Origin of the sequence: Teichococcus deserti (assembly GCF_001982615.1) — a bacterium.
Taxonomy (GTDB): Bacteria; Pseudomonadota; Alphaproteobacteria; order Acetobacterales; family Acetobacteraceae; genus Pseudoroseomonas; species Pseudoroseomonas deserti.
The window spans coordinates 1-16016 of record NZ_MLCO01000310.1; the positions used below are offsets into that span (position 1 = coordinate 1).

Annotated in this window: 16 protein-coding genes; 11 read left to right on the forward strand and 5 right to left on the reverse strand. The window is 70.3% G+C overall.

Annotation, left to right across the window (positions count from 1 at the left end; all coding sequences use genetic code 11):
- Positions 1 to 45: 45 nt before the first annotated feature.
- Complete coding sequence (locus BKE38_RS25230; RefSeq protein WP_076959975.1) at positions 46 to 957, reverse strand: Hint domain-containing protein; 912 nt, start codon at positions 955 to 957, stop codon at positions 46 to 48.
- A 280-nt stretch (positions 958 to 1237) separates the two neighbouring features.
- Here BKE38_RS25230 and BKE38_RS25235 point away from each other — a divergent pair, with 280 nt between their 5' ends.
- Entirely contained in the window at positions 1238 to 1492 is a 255-nt protein-coding gene (locus tag BKE38_RS25235) for a hypothetical protein (RefSeq protein ID WP_076959976.1), read from the forward strand.
- A 57-nt stretch (positions 1493 to 1549) separates the two neighbouring features.
- On the opposite strand, the gene BKE38_RS25240 is transcribed toward BKE38_RS25235, so the two are convergent.
- Together BKE38_RS25240 and BKE38_RS25245 are read right to left on the reverse strand one after the other, a co-directional pair.
- A complete protein-coding gene (locus tag BKE38_RS25240; protein ID WP_076959977.1) occupies positions 1550 to 3121 on the reverse strand; it encodes an ABC transporter substrate-binding protein in 1572 nt (523 codons plus the stop codon).
- Positions 3118 to 4323: an amidohydrolase gene (locus tag BKE38_RS25245; protein WP_076959978.1), complete on the reverse strand. Its 1206-nt coding sequence runs from the start codon at positions 4321 to 4323 to the stop codon at positions 3118 to 3120. The genes BKE38_RS25240 and BKE38_RS25245 overlap by 4 nt, the downstream gene beginning before the upstream one ends.
- Before the next feature lie 126 nt (positions 4324 to 4449).
- Between BKE38_RS25245 and BKE38_RS25250 the strand changes: the two genes are divergently transcribed.
- Together BKE38_RS25250 and BKE38_RS25255 are read left to right on the forward strand one after the other, a co-directional pair.
- Positions 4450 to 4980: a GNAT family N-acetyltransferase gene (locus BKE38_RS25250; RefSeq protein WP_278247647.1), complete on the forward strand. Its 531-nt coding sequence runs from the start codon at positions 4450 to 4452 to the stop codon at positions 4978 to 4980.
- Positions 4981 to 5087: 107 nt separating this feature from the next.
- The gene (locus BKE38_RS25255) at positions 5088 to 6707 is read left to right on the forward strand and encodes a thiamine pyrophosphate-binding protein (protein ID WP_076959979.1); all 1620 of its coding nucleotides are present in this window, start codon (positions 5088 to 5090) and stop codon (positions 6705 to 6707) included.
- On the opposite strand, the gene BKE38_RS25260 is transcribed toward BKE38_RS25255, so the two are convergent.
- Positions 6704 to 7867: a multidrug effflux MFS transporter gene (locus BKE38_RS25260; RefSeq protein ID WP_076959980.1), complete on the reverse strand. Its 1164-nt coding sequence runs from the start codon at positions 7865 to 7867 to the stop codon at positions 6704 to 6706. The two genes, BKE38_RS25255 and BKE38_RS25260, sit on opposite strands and share 4 nt — an antisense overlap.
- A 341-nt stretch (positions 7868 to 8208) precedes the next feature.
- On the opposite strand from BKE38_RS25260, the gene BKE38_RS25265 reads away from it, so the two are divergent.
- Positions 8209 to 9246, forward strand: coding sequence for an amino acid ABC transporter substrate-binding protein (locus BKE38_RS25265; protein WP_076959981.1), 1038 nt, complete (start codon positions 8209 to 8211; stop codon positions 9244 to 9246).
- 273 nt (positions 9247 to 9519) lie between these two features.
- On the opposite strand, the gene BKE38_RS25270 is transcribed toward BKE38_RS25265, so the two are convergent.
- Positions 9520 to 10287 (reverse strand): DUF2189 domain-containing protein, encoded by a 768-nt coding sequence (locus tag BKE38_RS25270; RefSeq protein WP_076959982.1) that lies wholly within the window; start codon positions 10285 to 10287, stop codon positions 9520 to 9522.
- A 187-nt stretch (positions 10288 to 10474) separates the two neighbouring features.
- Between BKE38_RS25270 and ccoN the strand changes: the two genes are divergently transcribed.
- From ccoN to BKE38_RS25305, 7 genes are all read left to right on the forward strand, one after another.
- On the forward strand, positions 10475 to 11947 hold the full coding sequence (gene ccoN / locus BKE38_RS25275; protein ID WP_076959983.1) for a cytochrome-c oxidase, cbb3-type subunit I: 1473 nt from the start codon (positions 10475 to 10477) through the stop codon (positions 11945 to 11947).
- A gap of 11 nt (positions 11948 to 11958) precedes the next feature.
- Positions 11959 to 12690 (forward strand): cytochrome-c oxidase, cbb3-type subunit II, encoded by a 732-nt coding sequence (gene ccoO, locus BKE38_RS25280; protein WP_076959984.1) that lies wholly within the window; start codon positions 11959 to 11961, stop codon positions 12688 to 12690.
- Positions 12691 to 12703: 13 nt separating this feature from the next.
- Positions 12704 to 12880: a cbb3-type cytochrome oxidase subunit 3 gene (locus tag BKE38_RS32405; protein WP_076959985.1), complete on the forward strand. Its 177-nt coding sequence runs from the start codon at positions 12704 to 12706 to the stop codon at positions 12878 to 12880.
- A 1-nt stretch (position 12881) separates the two neighbouring features.
- Positions 12882 to 13751: a cytochrome-c oxidase, cbb3-type subunit III gene (gene ccoP, locus BKE38_RS25290; RefSeq protein WP_076959986.1), complete on the forward strand. Its 870-nt coding sequence runs from the start codon at positions 12882 to 12884 to the stop codon at positions 13749 to 13751.
- Between the two features lie 6 nt (positions 13752 to 13757).
- Entirely contained in the window at positions 13758 to 15257 is a 1500-nt protein-coding gene (gene ccoG / locus BKE38_RS25295; protein WP_076959987.1) for a cytochrome c oxidase accessory protein CcoG, read from the forward strand.
- Positions 15254 to 15727: a FixH family protein gene (locus BKE38_RS25300; RefSeq protein ID WP_076959988.1), complete on the forward strand. Its 474-nt coding sequence runs from the start codon at positions 15254 to 15256 to the stop codon at positions 15725 to 15727. Before ccoG ends, BKE38_RS25300 begins: the two co-directional genes overlap by 4 nt.
- A partial coding sequence (locus tag BKE38_RS25305) for a heavy metal translocating P-type ATPase metal-binding domain-containing protein (RefSeq protein WP_207553675.1) occupies positions 15724 to 16016 on the forward strand: 293 nt, incomplete at its 3' end. The genes BKE38_RS25300 and BKE38_RS25305, both read left to right, overlap by 4 nt.

Consider the following 16016-nt stretch of genomic DNA (forward strand, 5'->3'; position numbering starts at 1 on the left):
ATCACGGGCTGGCGGGGATGGCGATGCGCCCCCGCCAGCCCGTGATCATGCGGCGGCGGCCGTCGGCCGCAGCAGGTCAGCGCGGGCCTGCAGCCGGGCGCGCAGCGCGGCGGGCAGCTGGCGCGACGACTTGACGCGCGGCGCCGGCAGCTCGCCGGTCGCGGCGGCCGCCGCGCCGTAGCGGGCGACATAGTCGGCGTGGTTGTCGAAGCGGCGGCGGGTGACGTTGTCGACGAAGGTCTCCGCCGCCACGCCCTCGGCCAGGATCAGCGCGTGGTCGTCGAGCTCGATGTGGAAGTAGGTGAAGCGGGGCGCCGGTGCGGCGACACGGCGGATGCTGCCGCCATTGACCAGGGCGCCGGCCTGGACCAGCAGCCCGTCCAGCGCCAGGGCATGGTCGGGCGAGACATAGAGGTCGCGCTGCGGCAGGTTCTCGGCCAGGGCGCCGGCCTGGATCCGGATCGGGACGTCGCGCGCCGGGTCGGCGAAGACGGCGACGACGCTCTGGCGGCCGATCCAGCGGATCGGGCGGGCCTCGCCCGCGGCGGTCAGCACGGCGTCGCCAATGGCCAGCGTCTCGATGGCGCGCGGGCCGCCGGGCGTGGCGATGGCGGTGCCGGCCAGGAAGCAGACGGTCATCGCGGCGGTGCTGAACGGGCTGATGGGCGTGTTGAGGGCCAGGCTGCCGTCATTCGACAGAAAATAGGTGTCGTCGCGACCCATCATATCGGCGGTATGACCGATCCAGCCGTCGCCGGAATGGCCGAGATATTCGAGCGTCGGATCGTCGAGGCTGCTGTTCTGGACGGTGATGTAGTCGCCGAGGTCGAAGCTGCTGTCGCCGGTCCCATCATCCGCCGTGCTGGTCGAGGCGGTGGCGGCCGACAGGATGAGCCACTGGTTGCTGCCGCCATCATACCCGACCTGGTAGTAGTAGAGCGTGGTGTAGGACGCCATGGTGACCTTCCGTCCGTCAGAGGCGCCAGCATCCCCGGATACCGATCCGCCTTGGGTCTGCGCTATCACGCGCCGGTGATTGCGATAAGGGACCGATCCCGCTTTGGTCCGCGACCTCGGCTCGGACAAGGCCGGCAGCGGCGCGAAGCTCGCAAGCGGAGACAGCACCCGTTCCGAGCGCGCCACAGTTCGTCACTCGACATTAAAATTTCTTCATGTTGAGCTTGTCCTGCCACCCGGCCTGTCAATCCAGGCGTGCCGGTGCCTGCGGGAGATCGCCATGCCGCTCAGCCACCCAGCCGTGCAGAGGGAGACGATCTGGCGGGCGACGGAGGAGCTGCAGTCCTGGGAGGCGGTGGTGGCGCGGCTGACGCGGGATTATGCCGCGGCGAAGACGGCGCTGGGCCGGCGGCCGGCCGATGCGGCGGCGCGGGAGGCTTTCGTGGCGCGGGGCGACCGGCTGATGGAGGCGATGGTGGAGCGGCATCGCCGCGAGAAGGTGCTGGAGCGGATCCGCAAGCGCTTCAGGCTTTGAACAACCGAAACAAGATGGGGGACCGGGGGAATTCCTCCCCCCGGCCTTCCTGCTTGCTTACTTCGCCGTCCTGACTTCCTGCGCCAGCGTCTGCTCGTCGACGCGCGGCGTGTAGGTCAGCCCGCGGCGCGTGGCCCAGACCGACTTCTGGATATGCAGCGGGACGATGGCGACGTCCTGCATGGCGGTGCGCATGGCTTCCTGCAGCAGCTTCTCGCGCGCGCCGTCATCCATGGTGGCGAGGCCGCGGGCGGTGATCTCGTCGACCGCGGCATTGGCGTAGCGGCCGTAGTTGGACAGGCCGAGCCCGTTGTTCGGCCCGCGCCCGCCCAGGATGGAGCGCAGCGAGGTCGAGGGCTCGCCGGTGCTGTTGGCCCAGCCCAGCAGATAGGCCGAGGCCTCGAAGCGGTTGAGGCGGCCGATCAGCGTGGCCAGCGGCTGGGCGTCGACCGCGGTCTTGACGCCGATGCGGGCCCACATCTGCGCCACGACCTGCAGGATCTGCGCGTCGTTGACGTAGCGGTCGTTGGGACCGCGCAGCGTGATGGTCAGGCCGTTGGGGTAGCCGGCCTCGGCCAGCAGCTTCTTGGCGCGGTCGACGTCGTAGCGCGGCACGGCGATCGAGGGGTCGTAGCCGAAGGCGCCCTGCGGCATGAACTGGCCGGTGGGGACAGAGGCATTCTCCATCACGCGCTGGGCGATGGCCTGGCGGTTGATGGCGATGGACAGCGCCTCGCGGACGCGGTGGTCCTGCAAGGGGTTCTTGTCCAATGCCTCGCCGTTCGGGCCCGTCACGTCCGGCGTGGCGCCATCCCGGAAGACGTCAAGCCCGAGAAAAATCAGGCGCAGGCTGGTGCCTTCGGCGATGGTGATGCGGCTGTCGGTGCGCAGCTTGCCCAGGTCCTGCGTCGGCACATTGTCGATCATCGCGACATCGCCCGACAGCAGGGCGGCGACGCGGGCACCCGAATTGGTGATGATGCGGTACTCGACCCGCTGCCATTCCGGCTTGGTGCCCCAGTAGCTGTCGTTCCGCGTCATCACCACGCGGTCGTTCGGCGCGTAGGAGACGAAGCGGAAGGGGCCGCTGCCGATCGCCACCTTGTCGCTGGCGAAGGCGGCCGAGGCGACGCCGGCGCCCAGGCTGCGCGGCATGATGAAGACCGTCGCCAGATCGTTGGCCAGCAGCGGATAGGGCGAGGCGGTCTTGAAGCGGATGGTCTCGGCGTCGACCACCTCCACGCCGGTGATGGCGCGGGTGTAGACGGCGAAGGAGCTCGGGCTCTGCACCGTGGGGACGCGGGCGACGGAATAGGCCACGTCCTCGGCGGTCACCGGCGCGCCGTTGTGGAAGGTGGCGCCCGGGCGCAGCTTGAACTCCCAGGTGGTGTCGTCGACCAGGCGCCAGGAGGCCGCCAGCGCCGGGCGCAGCCGGGCGTTCTCGTCGCGCTGCACCAGGCCTTCGAACATATGCGCGGACAGCATGATGCTCGGCGTCAGGGTGTAGTATTGCGGGTCGATGCTGGCCGGGGGGGCGGAGACCGCCATGGACAGCGTCTGCGCCCCGGCGGTGCCGGCCAGCAGGGTGGCGCCGAGGACGGCGCCGGTGATCTTCGAGAAAATGGTCATGCGCGGTCGTCCTGCGTCCAGCCCAGCTCTTCATGCACCAGGCTCGCCCAATAGGCGGAGCCCAGCGCCAGGGCCTCGTCGTTGAAGTCGTATTTCGGCGTGTGCACGTTGTGGAAGCTGCCGTCGGCGTTCATGCCGTTGCCGATGCGCATGAAGACGCCCGGCTTCTTCTGCAGCATATACGCAAAGTCCTCGCCGCCGGTGCTCATCGGGAACTCGCCGACCGCGGCCTCGCCGACCAGGGCGGCGGCGGCGGCATTGGCCACCGGCACCTTCTCGGCGGCGTTCACCGTGGGCGGGCACAGCACGTCATAGGTGAAGCTGGCGGTGCAGCCATGGGCGCTGGCCAGGGTCTCGGCCAGTTCCTGCAGGCGGCGGCGGATCATCGCCTGGGCCTCGGGGCGGAAGTAGCGCGCGGTGCCGCGCACCACGGCCTTGGCCGGCATGACGTTGGGCGAGCCGAAGGTGCCGCCGCTGACATGGCCGACGGAAAGTGCTGCGCTTTCGGTGGGCTTCAGGTTGCGCGGCAGGATGGTGTGCACGGCCAGCAGGAAATGGCCCAGCACCACGGTGACGTCGGTCGCCAGGTGGGGCGCGGCGCCGCCATGGCCGCCGGTGCCGTGGAACTCGACGCCCCAGAAATCGGCGCCGGCCAGGATCGGGCCGGGGCGCGTCGCGAACTGGCCGACGGCCAGCCCGGGGGTGTTGTGCATGCCGTAGACGCTGTCGACGGGGAAGCGGTCGAACAGCCCGTCCTTCAGCATGGCGTCGGCGCCGGTGCCGGCCTCCTCGGCGGGCTGGAAGATGAACTGCACGGTGCCGGCGAAATCCGGCTTCCGCGCCAGGTACTTGGCCGCGCCCAGCAGCATCGCGGTGTGGCCGTCATGGCCGCAGGCATGCATCTTGCCGGGGATGGTGGAGACGTGCTCGAACTCGTTCTCCTCCTGGATGAACAGCGCATCCATGTCGGCGCGCAGGCCAATGGCGCGCTGGCCGGGGCGGCTGCCCTTCAGCGTGCCGACCACGCCGGTGCCGCCGATGCCCTCGGCGACGTCCAGGCCCCATTCGCGCAGCTTGGCGGCGACGATGCCGGCGGTGCGCACCTCCTCGAAGCGGGTCTCGGGGTGGCGGTGGATGTCGCGGCGGATCTCGATGAGCTCCGCCTCGAAGCCCTTGATCTCCTCCAGGATGTCCTGGCGCATGGCGGTTTCCTTGTTGCTTGGTCCGGTGCCGAAGGCGGGCGAAACTGAGCCGGCGGGCTGCCCCGGTCAACGGGCTGCGGGCCGGTAAGTGTAGACATACTTCCAACATAATGGATGATGCGCGGCATGACCGCCCCGCGAGGCCCGCTGCCCATGACCGAGACCCTGCTGATCCGCGACGCCGGGGAAGCCGACCTGCCGCGCCTGCTGGCCATCATCAACCAGGCGATCCGCGAGACCACCGCGGTCTGGCACGTGCAGGAGACGACACTGGAGGCGCGGCGCGGCTGGCTGAGCGACCGCCAGGGCGCCGGGCGGCCGGTGCTGGTCGCCGAGCTGGACGGGGTGGTGCAGGGTTTTGCGAGCTATGGCGAGTTCCGGCCCTTCGCCGGCTTCGCGGCCACCGTCGAGCATTCGGTCTATGTCGACCCGGCGGCGCAGGGGCGAGGGCTGGGGCGGCAACTGCTGGCGGCGCTGGTCGCGCGCGCGGAAAAAGCCGGCGACGTGCATGTCATGGTCGCCGCCATCGAGGCCGGCAACGCCGCATCCATCGCGCTGCACAAGCGCGAGGGGTTCGTCGAGGCCGGGGTGCTGAAGGAGACCGGCCAGAAGTTCGGGCGCTGGCTCGACCTGCTGTTCATGACGAGGCACTTCTGACGCCCCGGCTATAAGCCCGGCGGATAGCTGCTTTCCGCGCCCCGGCGCTTCGCGGGCCGGGGCAGCCGGGCCAGACTGCCCTCCAGAAAAAACGGAGGGAACGGCGCATGACCGTGGGCGAGATGATCGTGGAGGCCCTGTTGGCGCAGGGCATCGACCGGCTGTTCTGCGTGCCGGGGGAGAGCTATCTCGGCCTGCTCGACGCGCTGCATGACCGCACAGCGATGGACACCGTGGTCTGCCGGCATGAATCGGGCGCCGGCTTCATGGCGCTCGCCGATGCGCGGCTGACCGGCCGCCCGGGCGTCGCCGCCGTCAGCCGCGGCCCCGGCGCCTGCAACGCCGCCATCGCCCTGCACACGGCGCAGCAGGACGGCGTGCCCTTCCTTCTCATCATCGGCCAGGTGGCGGCGGCCGACCTGCGGCGCGACGCTTTCCAGGAGATCGACTACGGCAAGATGTTCGGCAGCGTGGCGAAATGGGTCGCCGAGCTGACCGACCCGTCCCGCGCCGCCGAGACGCTGCGCCGCGCCCTGCAGGTGGCGACCACCGGCACGCCCGGCCCCGTGGTGCTGTCGGTGCCGGAGGACGTGCTGAACGCCGCCTGCGCCAACCCGGTGCCCGGCCCGCAGGCGCCGGTGGTGGCGGCGCCGCCGGCCGATGCGCTCGCCCGGCTGCGCGGCTGGCTGGCCGCCGCCGAGCGCCCGGTGCTGCTGGCCGGCAGCGGCATCGCGGCCCCTGGCGAGCGCGAGGCGCTGCTCGGCTTCATCGAGGCCTGGGAGCTGCCGGCCCTCGTCACCTTCCGCCGCCAGGACCTGCTGCCGAACCGGCACCGGCTCTATGCCGGCGATATGGGGCTGTCGAACCCGGCCAGCCAGATGGAAGCGCTGGGCCAGGCCGACCTGGTGCTGGCGCTGGGCGCCCGGCTGTCGGACATCAACAGCCAGGGTTATTCCTTCCCGGTCCCCGGGCAGCGGCTGGTGCACGTCCATGCCGACCCGGACGCCATCGGGCCAATCTTCCCGGCGTCGCTGGCGCTGGCCTGCCCGGCCGGCGCTTTTCTCGATGCGGTCGGCCTGCCGGACCGCCCGCCGCCGGGTGCCCGCCGCGGCTGGGTGGAGCGGCTGGGGGCGGAACGGGCCAAGATCGTGGCGCCACGGCTGCCCGAGGTCAGCGACGGCCTGGCCTTCGAGGCGGTGGCGGCGGCGATCGGCGCGGCGCTGCCGAAGGATGCCATCCTGACGCTGGATGCGGGCAGCTTCGCGGCCCCCTGCTACCGCATCGTCCCCTTCGCCCCGCCGCAGCGGCTGCTGGCGCCGATCTCGGGCGCCATGGGCTTCGGCGTCCCCGCCGCCGTGGCCGCGGCGCTGCGCGAGCCCGGGCGGACCGTGGTCTGCTGCGTCGGCGATGGCGGCTTCCTGATGACCGGCTCGGAGCTGGCGGTCGCGCTGGAGCGGCGCCTGCCGATCAAGCTGTTCCTGGCGGAGAACGGCGTCTATGGCTCGATCCGCATCCACCAGGAGCGGGAGTTTCCGGGCCGCACCACCGGCACCGGTTTTTCGAACCCCGACTTCCTGGCGATGGGCGCCGCCTATGGCGCCACCGTCACCCATATCCAGACCGCCGAGGAACTGAAGAAGATCCCGGCGATCATCGCGGCGCCGGGGCCGCAATTCGTCGTGGTGAAGACCAGCTTCGACGCGGTGAAGCCGGCGCCCAAGGGCTAGCGGCGGCGGTAGCCCTCGGCGACCACGGCGCCGAGGGCGCCCAGCAGCATCAGCACCGCCATCGGCCGCGCCGTGCCGTCGGCGAAATGGCTGAGCAGGATGCCGCTGGTGCCGGCGACGCTGAACTGCAGCGTGCCCATCAGCGCCGAGGCCGAGCCCGCCTGCGCCGCCTGGCGGGACAACGCGCCCACCGCGGCATTGGGCATGACGAAGGCGCTGAACATCATGCAGACGAAAAGCGGCGGCAGCAGCATCGCCCAATGCGTCGGCCCGGCGAAGGCGATCGCCGCCAGCACCGCCGCCGCCCCCAGGATCACCCGCGTCGCGATCTTCGGCAGCCGGTCCGCGCCCAGCCGCAGCAGCAGCGGCGGGTTCAGCTGCGAGCCCAGGATGAAGCCCGCCGCATTGATCCCGAAGAGGATGCCGAAGGTCGCGGGCTCCAGTCGGAACATGCCGACGAAGACCGCGGCCGAGCCGCCGACATAGGCGAACATCAGGAACATATTGGCGCAGCCCATCGCCACATGGCTGGTGAAGCTGCGGTCGCGCAGGATCTGCAGGTAGCGCAGCAGCTGCGCCTGGGGGCCGAGGCGCAGCCGGCGCTCGGGCGCCAGGGTCTCGGGCAGAAAGCGCCAGACCAGCGTCGCCGACAGCGCTGCATAGCAGGCGCCGAACCAGAAGATCGGCCGCCAGCCGCCGAAGGCGAGCATCAGCCCGCCCAGGCTGGGCGCCAGGATCGGCGCCGCGCCCATCACCAGCATCAGCTTCGACATCAGCCGCGCCGCCGCATGGCCGTCGGCGATGTCGCGCACCACGGCACGCGGCAGCACCATGCTGGCCGAGCCGCCGAAGGCCGCGATGCAGCGGAAGATCGCCAGGCTCTGGATGTCGGTCGACAGCGCGCAGCCGACCGTGCCCAGCAGATAGACCAGCAGCCCGGCGATCAGCGGCCGCCGCCGCCCGAGGCGGTCGCCCAGCGTGCCCTGCACCAGCTGGCCGACGGCCAGGCCCAGGAACCAGGCGGCCAGGGTCAGCTCGGCGGAGCCGTGCGGGGCGCCGAAGTCGCGCTCGATGGCGGGGAAGGCAGGCAGGTACATGTCGGTCGAGAGCGGCCCGATAGCCGTCAGGAAGCCGAGCAGCAGGGGTAGCCAGGCAGGCATGGGGAGGGCGGTCCGGGATGTCGGCAGGGGCGCCGGGAGGGGCAGGCAATGCAGGGATGGGGCCAGGGCGACAAGCGCCCGGCGCCGCGCCCCAGCATTGCACCGCAGCAGTCCTGGCCACAGCCCCAAGGCGTAATGCAGCGCCATCATCTTCCTGTGCAAGGCCCTGGCAGATATATGTCCGCAAAACAGGCAACGGCAAACGCGCTTGCCTGAACGATGGGCGTTGATGGTCTCGGATGCTGAATCCGTCATCACATGCGGCTTGCGCGGGGTCGATGCGCTCCCGGACACTCTGGGCTTCCCCGGCGCCGCGCCGGGCCAGAACTGGGAGAGCAACCGTGACGCGTTCCGCCCTTTCGGCCGCCCTTGGGGCCACAGGCCTGGCCCTCGCCTCCGCCCTCGGCCTGGCCGCGCCGGCCGCCGCCCAGCCCGCCGCCGACACCGTCGGCGCCATCCGCGCCCGCGGCGCGTTGAACTGCGGCGTCGCCGGCAATGTCGCCGGCTTCAGCCTGCCCGATGCGAGCGGCGTCTATCGCGGCATCGACGCCGACAGCTGCCGCTCGGTCGCCGCCGCCATCTTCGGCGACGCGAACAAGGTGCGCTTCATCAACACCACCTCGCAGAACCGCTTCACCGCGCTGCAGTCGGGCGAGGTGGACATGCTGGTGCGCAACACCACCTGGACCCTGTCGCGCGAGGCCTCGCTTGGCTTCGAATTCGCCACCATCAACTTCTATGACGGCCAGGGCTTCATGGTGAAGAAGTCCTCCAACGTCACCTCGGCCAGGCAGCTGGACGGCGCCACCGTCTGCGTCCAGCCCGGCACCACCACCGAGCTGAACCTGTCGGATTATTTCCGCAGCAACGGCATGAGGTTCACCCCCGTGGTGATCGAGAGCGTCGAAGAGATCCGCACCGCCTTCCTGGCCGGCCGCTGCGACGCCTATACCAACGACGCATCCTCGCTGGCCTCGTTCCGCGCGACGCAGACCACGCCGGCCGATTTCCTGCTGCTGCCCGAGATCATCTCGAAGGAGCCGCTGGGTGCCGTGGTGCGCAAGGGCGACTGGAAGTTCTTCGACATCGTCCGCTGGGCCCATTTCGCGCAGCTGACGGCGGAAGAGCTCGGCATCACCAGCCAGAACGTGGCGAGCTTCGCGACCAACACCAACCCCGACATCCAGCGCTTCATGGGCGCCAGCGGCGACCTGGGGAAGATGCTGGGCCTGGCGCCGGACTGGGCGGTGAAGCTGATCGCCCAGCAAGGCAACTTCGCCGAAGTCTGGGACCGCAACATCACGCCGCTGGGCGTGCAGCGGGGGATCAACAACCTTTGGACGAAGGGCGGCCTGCAGTATGCGCCGCCGATGCGGTAAGGGTTTTCAGAGAAGCGTCTGAAGCAGGCTGGGGGAATGAATTCCCCCAGACCCCCATCTTCTTTCTGGGGTGACTGCCGTGTCCACGTGGGGACGGTACGTGAAACGGCCCGGTGGCAGCGCGACCTTTGAGGGCGCGCTGTTTTCATATTTGGCGTCCCGCCGTGATGCCCTGGTGTCGGTGCCGTTTGAGCGCTGGTCGTCAAACGGCCAACAGACAGAAAAAAGATGGGGTCCAGGGGAATTCATTCCCCTGGCCTGTCTTTGCCTTCTCTAGGAATCCTGTTCCTCTGAAAAGACGTCTGCATAAGCATGCCACGTCGCATGCCCGACGAGAGGCATGGCCACCGCCAGCCCCAGGAAGAACGGCACCAGCGCCAACCCTGTGAACAGCACGATCAGCCCGGCCCAGAGCGCCATGGGCCGAGGGTTGCGCAGCACCGCCTGCCAGGAGGCGATGATCGCCTCGATCGCCGAGACGTCGCGGTCCAGCAGCATGGGCGCGGCGAAGGCGGCGGTGCAGAAGGCCAGGGCGGCCAGCAGCAGCCCGCTGCCGGTGCCGAGGATCAGGAAGGGCATCAGGCCCGGGGCGCGCAGCATCGCCAGCGGCAGGCCATCGATGGGTGGCGCGAAGTCGGTGCCCAGGCACAGCGCGAAGACCAGGGCGGCCAGGCGGAGCCAGAACAGGTGCAGCAGCAGCAGCGCGCCGCCGAGGAAGCCCAGCTGCGTGCCGCGCTCGGCGAGGCGGGACAGGATGGCGCGGACGTCGGTGGGCAGGCCCTGGGCGCGGCGGCGGGACACTTCGTAGAGGCCGGCGGCCAGCAGGGGCGCGATCAGCAGAAAACCGGCCGTCGCGGGCAGGATGGCCCAGAGCGTCGCCGCGCGCTGCGCCAGCAAGGCGAGCGTCCAGCCGCCGGCGGCCAGCGCCAGCCCATAGGCCAGGCCGACCGCGGGCGCGGCCCAGAGATCGCGCCAGCCAGCGGCGAGCCAGGCCCAGGGCCGGTCATGCGCCACCCGGCGCGGCGCCGTGGCTGAGGTCATGCAGGCTTTCCTCCCGATGCGGCAGGCTTAGCGCGGCGGCGCGCTGCGCGACTTGATCCGCATCAAGGACGCGGCGGCGTCGTTGCGCTTCTTTCCGGGCAATCGCGCGAGACCGGCCCCAATGCCTTCACTGGGCCCGGCCGCGCCCGCCGGGGGCGGATCCCCCCGAGACCGGAGAATGGAAGCGATGCCCGATGGAGGCCAGGCCTTGCGCCTCGCCGCGGCAGGCGGCTGGCGGCAGGACAGCTATGTGGACGGCCCGATCCGCGCCATGGCGGTGGCGACGATCTTCTGGGGCATCGTCGGATTTCTGGTGGGGGTGGTCATCGCCTCGCAGCTGGCCTTTCCGCTGCTGAACCTCGACCTGGAATGGACGACCTTCGGCCGGTTGCGGCCGCTGCACACCAGCGCGGTGATCTTCGCCTTCGGCGGCAATGCGCTGCTCTGCACCAGCCTCTATGTCGTGCAGCGCACCTGCCGCGCGCGGCTGTTCGGCGGCGAGGAGATGGGCTGGTTCCTGTTCGCGGGCTACCAGTTCTTCATCGTCATGGCCGCGGTCGGCTATCTGCTGGGCGTCACCCAGGGCAAGGAATATGCCGAGCCTGAGTGGTATGTCGATCTCTGGCTGGTGGTCGTCTGGGTGTCGTATCTGGTCGCCTTCGGCGGCACGATCCTGCGCCGCGCCGAGCCGCATATCTACGTCGCCAACTGGTTCTTCCTGGCCTTCATCATCACCGTCGCGCTGCTGCATATCGGCAACAACGTGGCGCTGCCGCTGACCATCGGCCATGCCAAGTCCTATGGCTTGGCGTCGGGCGTGCAGGATGCGATGATCCAGTGGTGGTATGGCCACAACGCGGTGGGCTTCTTCCTGACCGCCGGCTTCCTCGGCATCATGTACTACTTCATCCCGAAGCAGGCGGAGCGGCCGGTCTATTCCTACCGCCTCTCCATCGTCCACTTCTGGTCGCTCATCTTCCTGTACATCTGGGCCGGGCCGCATCACCTGCACTACACGGCGCTGCCGGACTGGGCGCAGACGCTGGGCATGGTGTTTTCCATCATGCTGTGGATGCCGTCCTGGGGCGGCATGATCAACGGGCTGATGACGCTGTCGGGCGCCTGGGACAAGCTGCGCACCGATCCCGGCCTGCGCTTCTCGGTCGCCGCCGTCGGCTTCTACGCCATGGCCACCTTCGAAGGGCCAGTGATGTCGGTGAAGGCGGTCAACGCGCTGTCGCATTACACCGACTGGACCATCGGCCACGTCCATTCCGGCGCCCTCGGCTGGAACGGTTTTATTACTTTCGGCGCGCTCTATTGGTTGGTCCCCAGGCTCTGGGGGAAGACCGAGCTCTATTCAAAGAAGTTGGCCGAATGGCACTTCTGGATCGCGACGCTCGGCATCGTCCTCTACATCACCGCGATGTGGGTCTCCGGCATCATGCAGGGGCTGATGTGGCGCAGCTACGACGCCATGGGCTTCCTGCAATACAGCTTCGTCGAGACCGTGGCGGCGATGCATCCCTACTACGTCATCCGCATGCTCGGCGGGGTGCTCTACCTCAGCGGCGCCGTGCTGATGGCCTACAACCTGTGGCGCACCGTGCGGCCCGCCCCCGCCGCGCTGCCCGCCTCCCAGCCCCTTGCGGCCGAGTGAGGGCCGAAAAGATGTTCAAGAAATTCAGCCACGCGCTGATCGAGAAAAACCTGATCCTGATGGGGGTGCTGTCGCTGATCACCGTCTCCATCGGTGGGCTGGTGCAGATCGTGCCGCTCTTCGCCGTGGAGACCACGATCGAGCGCGTCGAGGGCATCCGCCCCTACACGCCGCTGGAGCTCGCGGGCCGCGACATCTACGTGCGCGAGGGCTGCTACACCTGCCACAGCCAGATGATCCGCCCCTTCCGCGACGAGGCGGAGCGCTACGGCCATTACAGCCTGGCGGCCGAAAGCCTCTACGACCATCCCTTTCAATGGGGCAGCAAGCGCACCGGGCCGGACCTGGCCCGCGTCGGCGGGCGCTATTCGGACGACTGGCATTCGGCGCATCTGCGCAGCCCGCGCGACCTGGTGCCGGAAAGCGTGATGCCGCCCTATGCCTTCCTCGACCGGCCGCTCGACTATCGCGACATCGCCGCCGCGCTGCGCGGCCAGCGCGCCGTCGGCGTGCCCTACACCGACGCCATGATCGCCAATGCGGCGGCCGACCTCGAGGCGCAGGCGCGGCCGGAGATGGACCCCGCCGGCTTCGCGGGCCGCTATGCCAATGCGCGGCAATCGGCCTTCGACGGCGACGGCCGGACGGTGACCGAGATGGATGCGCTGGTCGCCTATCTGCAGATGCTCGGCACGCTGGTGCGCTTCGGCGACGTCACGCCCGAGCGCGTGCGGCAGCAGTGAGGGAGGGCAGATCATGGACCTCTTCCAAGCCTATCCCGTGCTGAAGGCCGCCTGGGTCGTGTGGTTCTTCCTTCTGTTCGGCTTCATCCTGGTCTGGGTGCTGCGGCCGGGCCGCCGCTGCGCCTACCAGGCGATGGCCGATATTCCCCTGCAGGACGCGCCCCCGGCGCCTCCCAAGCGGAGCCTGTGACATGGCCTCGACCCCCGAGAAGGACGCCGTCAGCGGCCGCGAGACCACCGGCCATGAATGGGACGGCATCCGCGAGCTGAACACGCCGCTGCCGCGCTGGTGGCTCTACAGCTTCTATGCCTGCATCGCCTTCGCGGCGCTCTGGGTGGTGCTGTATCCGGCGCTGCCCTTCAGCACCGGCCTGACCGGCTGGACCGCGCGCGGCTCCATCGGCGAGGAGCTGGCGCGCCACGCCGCCGAGCAGGAGCCGAGGCTCGCCGCCATCCGCGAGGCGACGCTGGAAGAGATCCGCAGCGAGCCGGCCTTGCGCGCCTATGCCATGGCCGGCGGCCGCGTCGCCTTCGGCAACAACTGCGCCGCCTGCCACGGCGCCGGCGGGCAGGGCGCGCCGGGCGGCTTTCCGTCCCTCGCCGACGACGACTGGCTCTGGGGCGGCAGCCTCTCCGCCATCGAGGCCACCATCCGCCACGGCATCCGCACGCCGGAGGACGATCAGGCGCGGACCAGCATGATGCCGCGCTTCCTGGCCGACGGCATGCTGAAGGCGTCGCAGGTGAACGACGTCGCCGAGCATGTGCTGGACCTGTCCGGCCGCGCCACCGACCGCGCGGCGGCGGCCCGCGGCGCCGCGCTCTTCGCCGAGAATTGCGCCGCCTGCCATGGCGACCGCGGCACCGGCAATCGCGAGATGGGCGCGCCGAACCTGGCCGACCAGGTCTGGCTCTATGGCGGCGACAAGCGCGCCATCGTGCAGAGCATCGCCTATGCCCGCGTCGGCGTCATGCCGGCCTGGGGGCAGCGGCTGGACACGGCGGTGATCAAGATGCTCGCCGTCTATGTCCACGCCCTCGGCGGCGGCGAGGCGGAGTAGCGCATCATGGGCCGCGTCGCCCTGCCACGCGCCAAGCCCGAGGGAAGCGGCAACGTTTCCCTCTATGCCGCGCATCAGAAGGTCTATCCCAAGGCGGTGCGCGGTCCCGTGCGCCGCTTCAAATGGGCGATGCTGGCCGCCTGCCTGGCGCTCTACTACCTGCTGCCCTGGCTGCGCTGGGACCGTGGTCCCGGACTGCCGAACCAGGCCGTGCTGGTCGACGTCGCCAATGCCCGGATCTTCCTGTTCAGCATCGAGATCTGGCCGCAGGAAATCTATTTCCTCACCGGCGCGCTGGTGCTGGCGGCGATCGGGCTTTTCGCCGTGACCAGCCTGTTCGGCCGGGTCTGGTGCGGCTTCGCCTGCCCGCAGACCGTCTGGACCGATCTCTTTCTTCTTGTCGAGCGCTGGATCGAGGGCGACCGCAACACGCGGATCAAGCGCGACGCGGCGCCGATCTCGCGCGACAAGGCGCTGCGCAAGGCGCTGAAGCACGCCGCCTGGATCGTCATCGCGGCGGCCACCGGCGGCGCCTTCGTCTTCTATTTCCAGGATGCGCGGCAGGGGGTGGTCGCCATCCCGACCGGAAGCGCCTCGCTGGAGACCTATGTCTTCTTCGCCTTGTTCACCGGCACCACCTATCTGCTGGCCGGCTGGGCGCGGGAACAGGTCTGCACCTATATGTGCCCCTGGCCGCGCTTCCAGGCCGCCATGCTGGACGAGCAGTCGCTGGTCGTCACCTATCGCGGCTGGCGTGGCGAGCCCCGTGGCAAGGCCCGCGCCGCCGGCATCGGCGACTGCGTCGATTGCCGCGCCTGCCTGCATGCCTGCCCGACCGGCATCGACATCCGCGACGGGCAGCAGATGGAATGCATCGGCTGCGGGCTGTGCATCGATGCCTGCGACGAGGTGATGCACAAGCTGCAGCGCCCGCCCGGCCTGGTCGCCTTCGAGACCCTGGCCAACCTGGCCGCCAGCGACGCCGCGACGATGGGCATGCCGCCCGGCCCGGTGCGGCAGCTCTGCGGCATGAAGGCGCGCGCCCCGGTGCGCTTCGCCCGGCCGCGCAGCGTCATGTATGCCGGCGTGCTGGGCCTGGTCGCCGCGGTGATGCTCGGCGCCTTCCTGATGCGCGAGACGGCGACGCTGTCCGTCCTGCGTGACCGGGCGCCGCTCTATGTGCGCCTCTCCGATGGCGGCATCCGCAACGGCTACACGCTGAAGCTGGCCAATCGCCGCCTGGCCGAGCCGGCCCTGGCGCTGGAGCTGGTGGCGCCGCCCGGCTTCCAGCTGCTGGTGCAGGAAGCCCCGCTGGACGAGGCCGGGCACCCCCGGCTGCGCCTGGCCCCCGACGGCACCACCGAATGGCGCGCGCTGGTCAGCCTGCCGCCCGGCCGGCCGGTCGCCGCCAGCACCCCCCTCCGCTTCCGCCTGCGCGACGCCGCGGGCCGGGTGCAGCTCGACGAATCCAGCGTCTTCCTCGCCCCTGAAAGAGGCTCGCCATGACCGCGCTTGCATCCGAACGCCGCAGCGGCTGGATCCCCTGGGTCTTCGTCGGCGGCATGCTGCTGGTGATCGCGGTGAACGGGGTGCTGATCGTCTCGGCGCTGACCACCTTCACCGGCGTCACCGAGGGCCAGGCCTATGACCGCGGCCTCGCCTACAACGACGTGCTGGCCGAGAACGCGCGCCAAGCGGCGCTGGGCTGGCAGGGCGATGTCCGCCTGGCCTCCGATGGCAGCCTGGCGGTCAGCGTCACCGACCGCGACGGCCGCGCCGTTCCGGGCTCGCTGCGCGGCGTGCTGCTGCGGCCGCTGGAGGCCACGACCCTGCCGCTGGCCTTCACGCCGCAGGGCGAGGGCCGGTTCCGCGCGGCGCTCCCGGTGCCGCGGCCCGGGCAGTGGGAAGCGCGGCTGGTGATGACCGGGCCGGGCGGCCGCGAATTCGACCTGCGCCGGCGGCTGGTGCTGCCGTGACCCTGCTGGCCCCCGCCGAGACCGCCGCGGCCTGCGCCCATTGCGGCGCCGCGCTGAGCAGCGGGGTCCTGGGCAGCGAGGCCGGCCGCTTCTGCTGCCGCGGCTGCCAGGCGGCGGCGGGGCTGGTGGCCGGGCTCGGCCTCGACGCCTTCTACCGGCGCCAAAGCACCGCCGCCGGGACGCTGCGCCCGGCCGAGGCGCTGCCGGATACCGATTTCTCGGCGCTCGCCATCCCCGAAAAGGGCGGCGCCCAGCGGCTGGAGCTGATGCTGGCCGGCCTGTCCTGCGG

Excerpts from the sequence above, each read along its gene's own strand:
- BKE38_RS25230 (WP_076959975.1), bottom strand. The coding sequence starts at position 957 with ATGGCGTCCTACACCACGCTCTACTACTACCAGGTCGGGTATGATGGC.
- BKE38_RS25235 (WP_076959976.1), top strand. The coding sequence starts at position 1,238 with ATGCCGCTCAGCCACCCAGCCGTGCAGAGGGAGACGATCTGGCGGGCG.
- BKE38_RS25240 (WP_076959977.1), bottom strand. The coding sequence starts at position 3,121 with ATGACCATTTTCTCGAAGATCACCGGCGCCGTCCTCGGCGCCACCCTG.
- BKE38_RS25245 (WP_076959978.1), bottom strand. The coding sequence starts at position 4,323 with ATGCGCCAGGACATCCTGGAGGAGATCAAGGGCTTCGAGGCGGAGCTC.
- BKE38_RS25250 (WP_278247647.1), top strand. The coding sequence starts at position 4,450 with ATGACCGCCCCGCGAGGCCCGCTGCCCATGACCGAGACCCTGCTGATC.
- BKE38_RS25255 (WP_076959979.1), top strand. The coding sequence starts at position 5,088 with ATGACCGTGGGCGAGATGATCGTGGAGGCCCTGTTGGCGCAGGGCATC.
- BKE38_RS25260 (WP_076959980.1), bottom strand. The coding sequence starts at position 7,867 with ATGCCTGCCTGGCTACCCCTGCTGCTCGGCTTCCTGACGGCTATCGGG.
- BKE38_RS25270 (WP_076959982.1), bottom strand. The coding sequence starts at position 10,287 with ATGACCTCAGCCACGGCGCCGCGCCGGGTGGCGCATGACCGGCCCTGG.
- ccoN (WP_076959983.1), top strand. The coding sequence starts at position 10,475 with ATGCCCGATGGAGGCCAGGCCTTGCGCCTCGCCGCGGCAGGCGGCTGG.
- ccoO (WP_076959984.1), top strand. The coding sequence starts at position 11,959 with ATGTTCAAGAAATTCAGCCACGCGCTGATCGAGAAAAACCTGATCCTG.
- BKE38_RS32405 (WP_076959985.1), top strand. The coding sequence starts at position 12,704 with ATGGACCTCTTCCAAGCCTATCCCGTGCTGAAGGCCGCCTGGGTCGTG.
- ccoP (WP_076959986.1), top strand. The coding sequence starts at position 12,882 with ATGGCCTCGACCCCCGAGAAGGACGCCGTCAGCGGCCGCGAGACCACC.
- ccoG (WP_076959987.1), top strand. The coding sequence starts at position 13,758 with ATGGGCCGCGTCGCCCTGCCACGCGCCAAGCCCGAGGGAAGCGGCAAC.
- BKE38_RS25300 (WP_076959988.1), top strand. The coding sequence starts at position 15,254 with ATGACCGCGCTTGCATCCGAACGCCGCAGCGGCTGGATCCCCTGGGTC.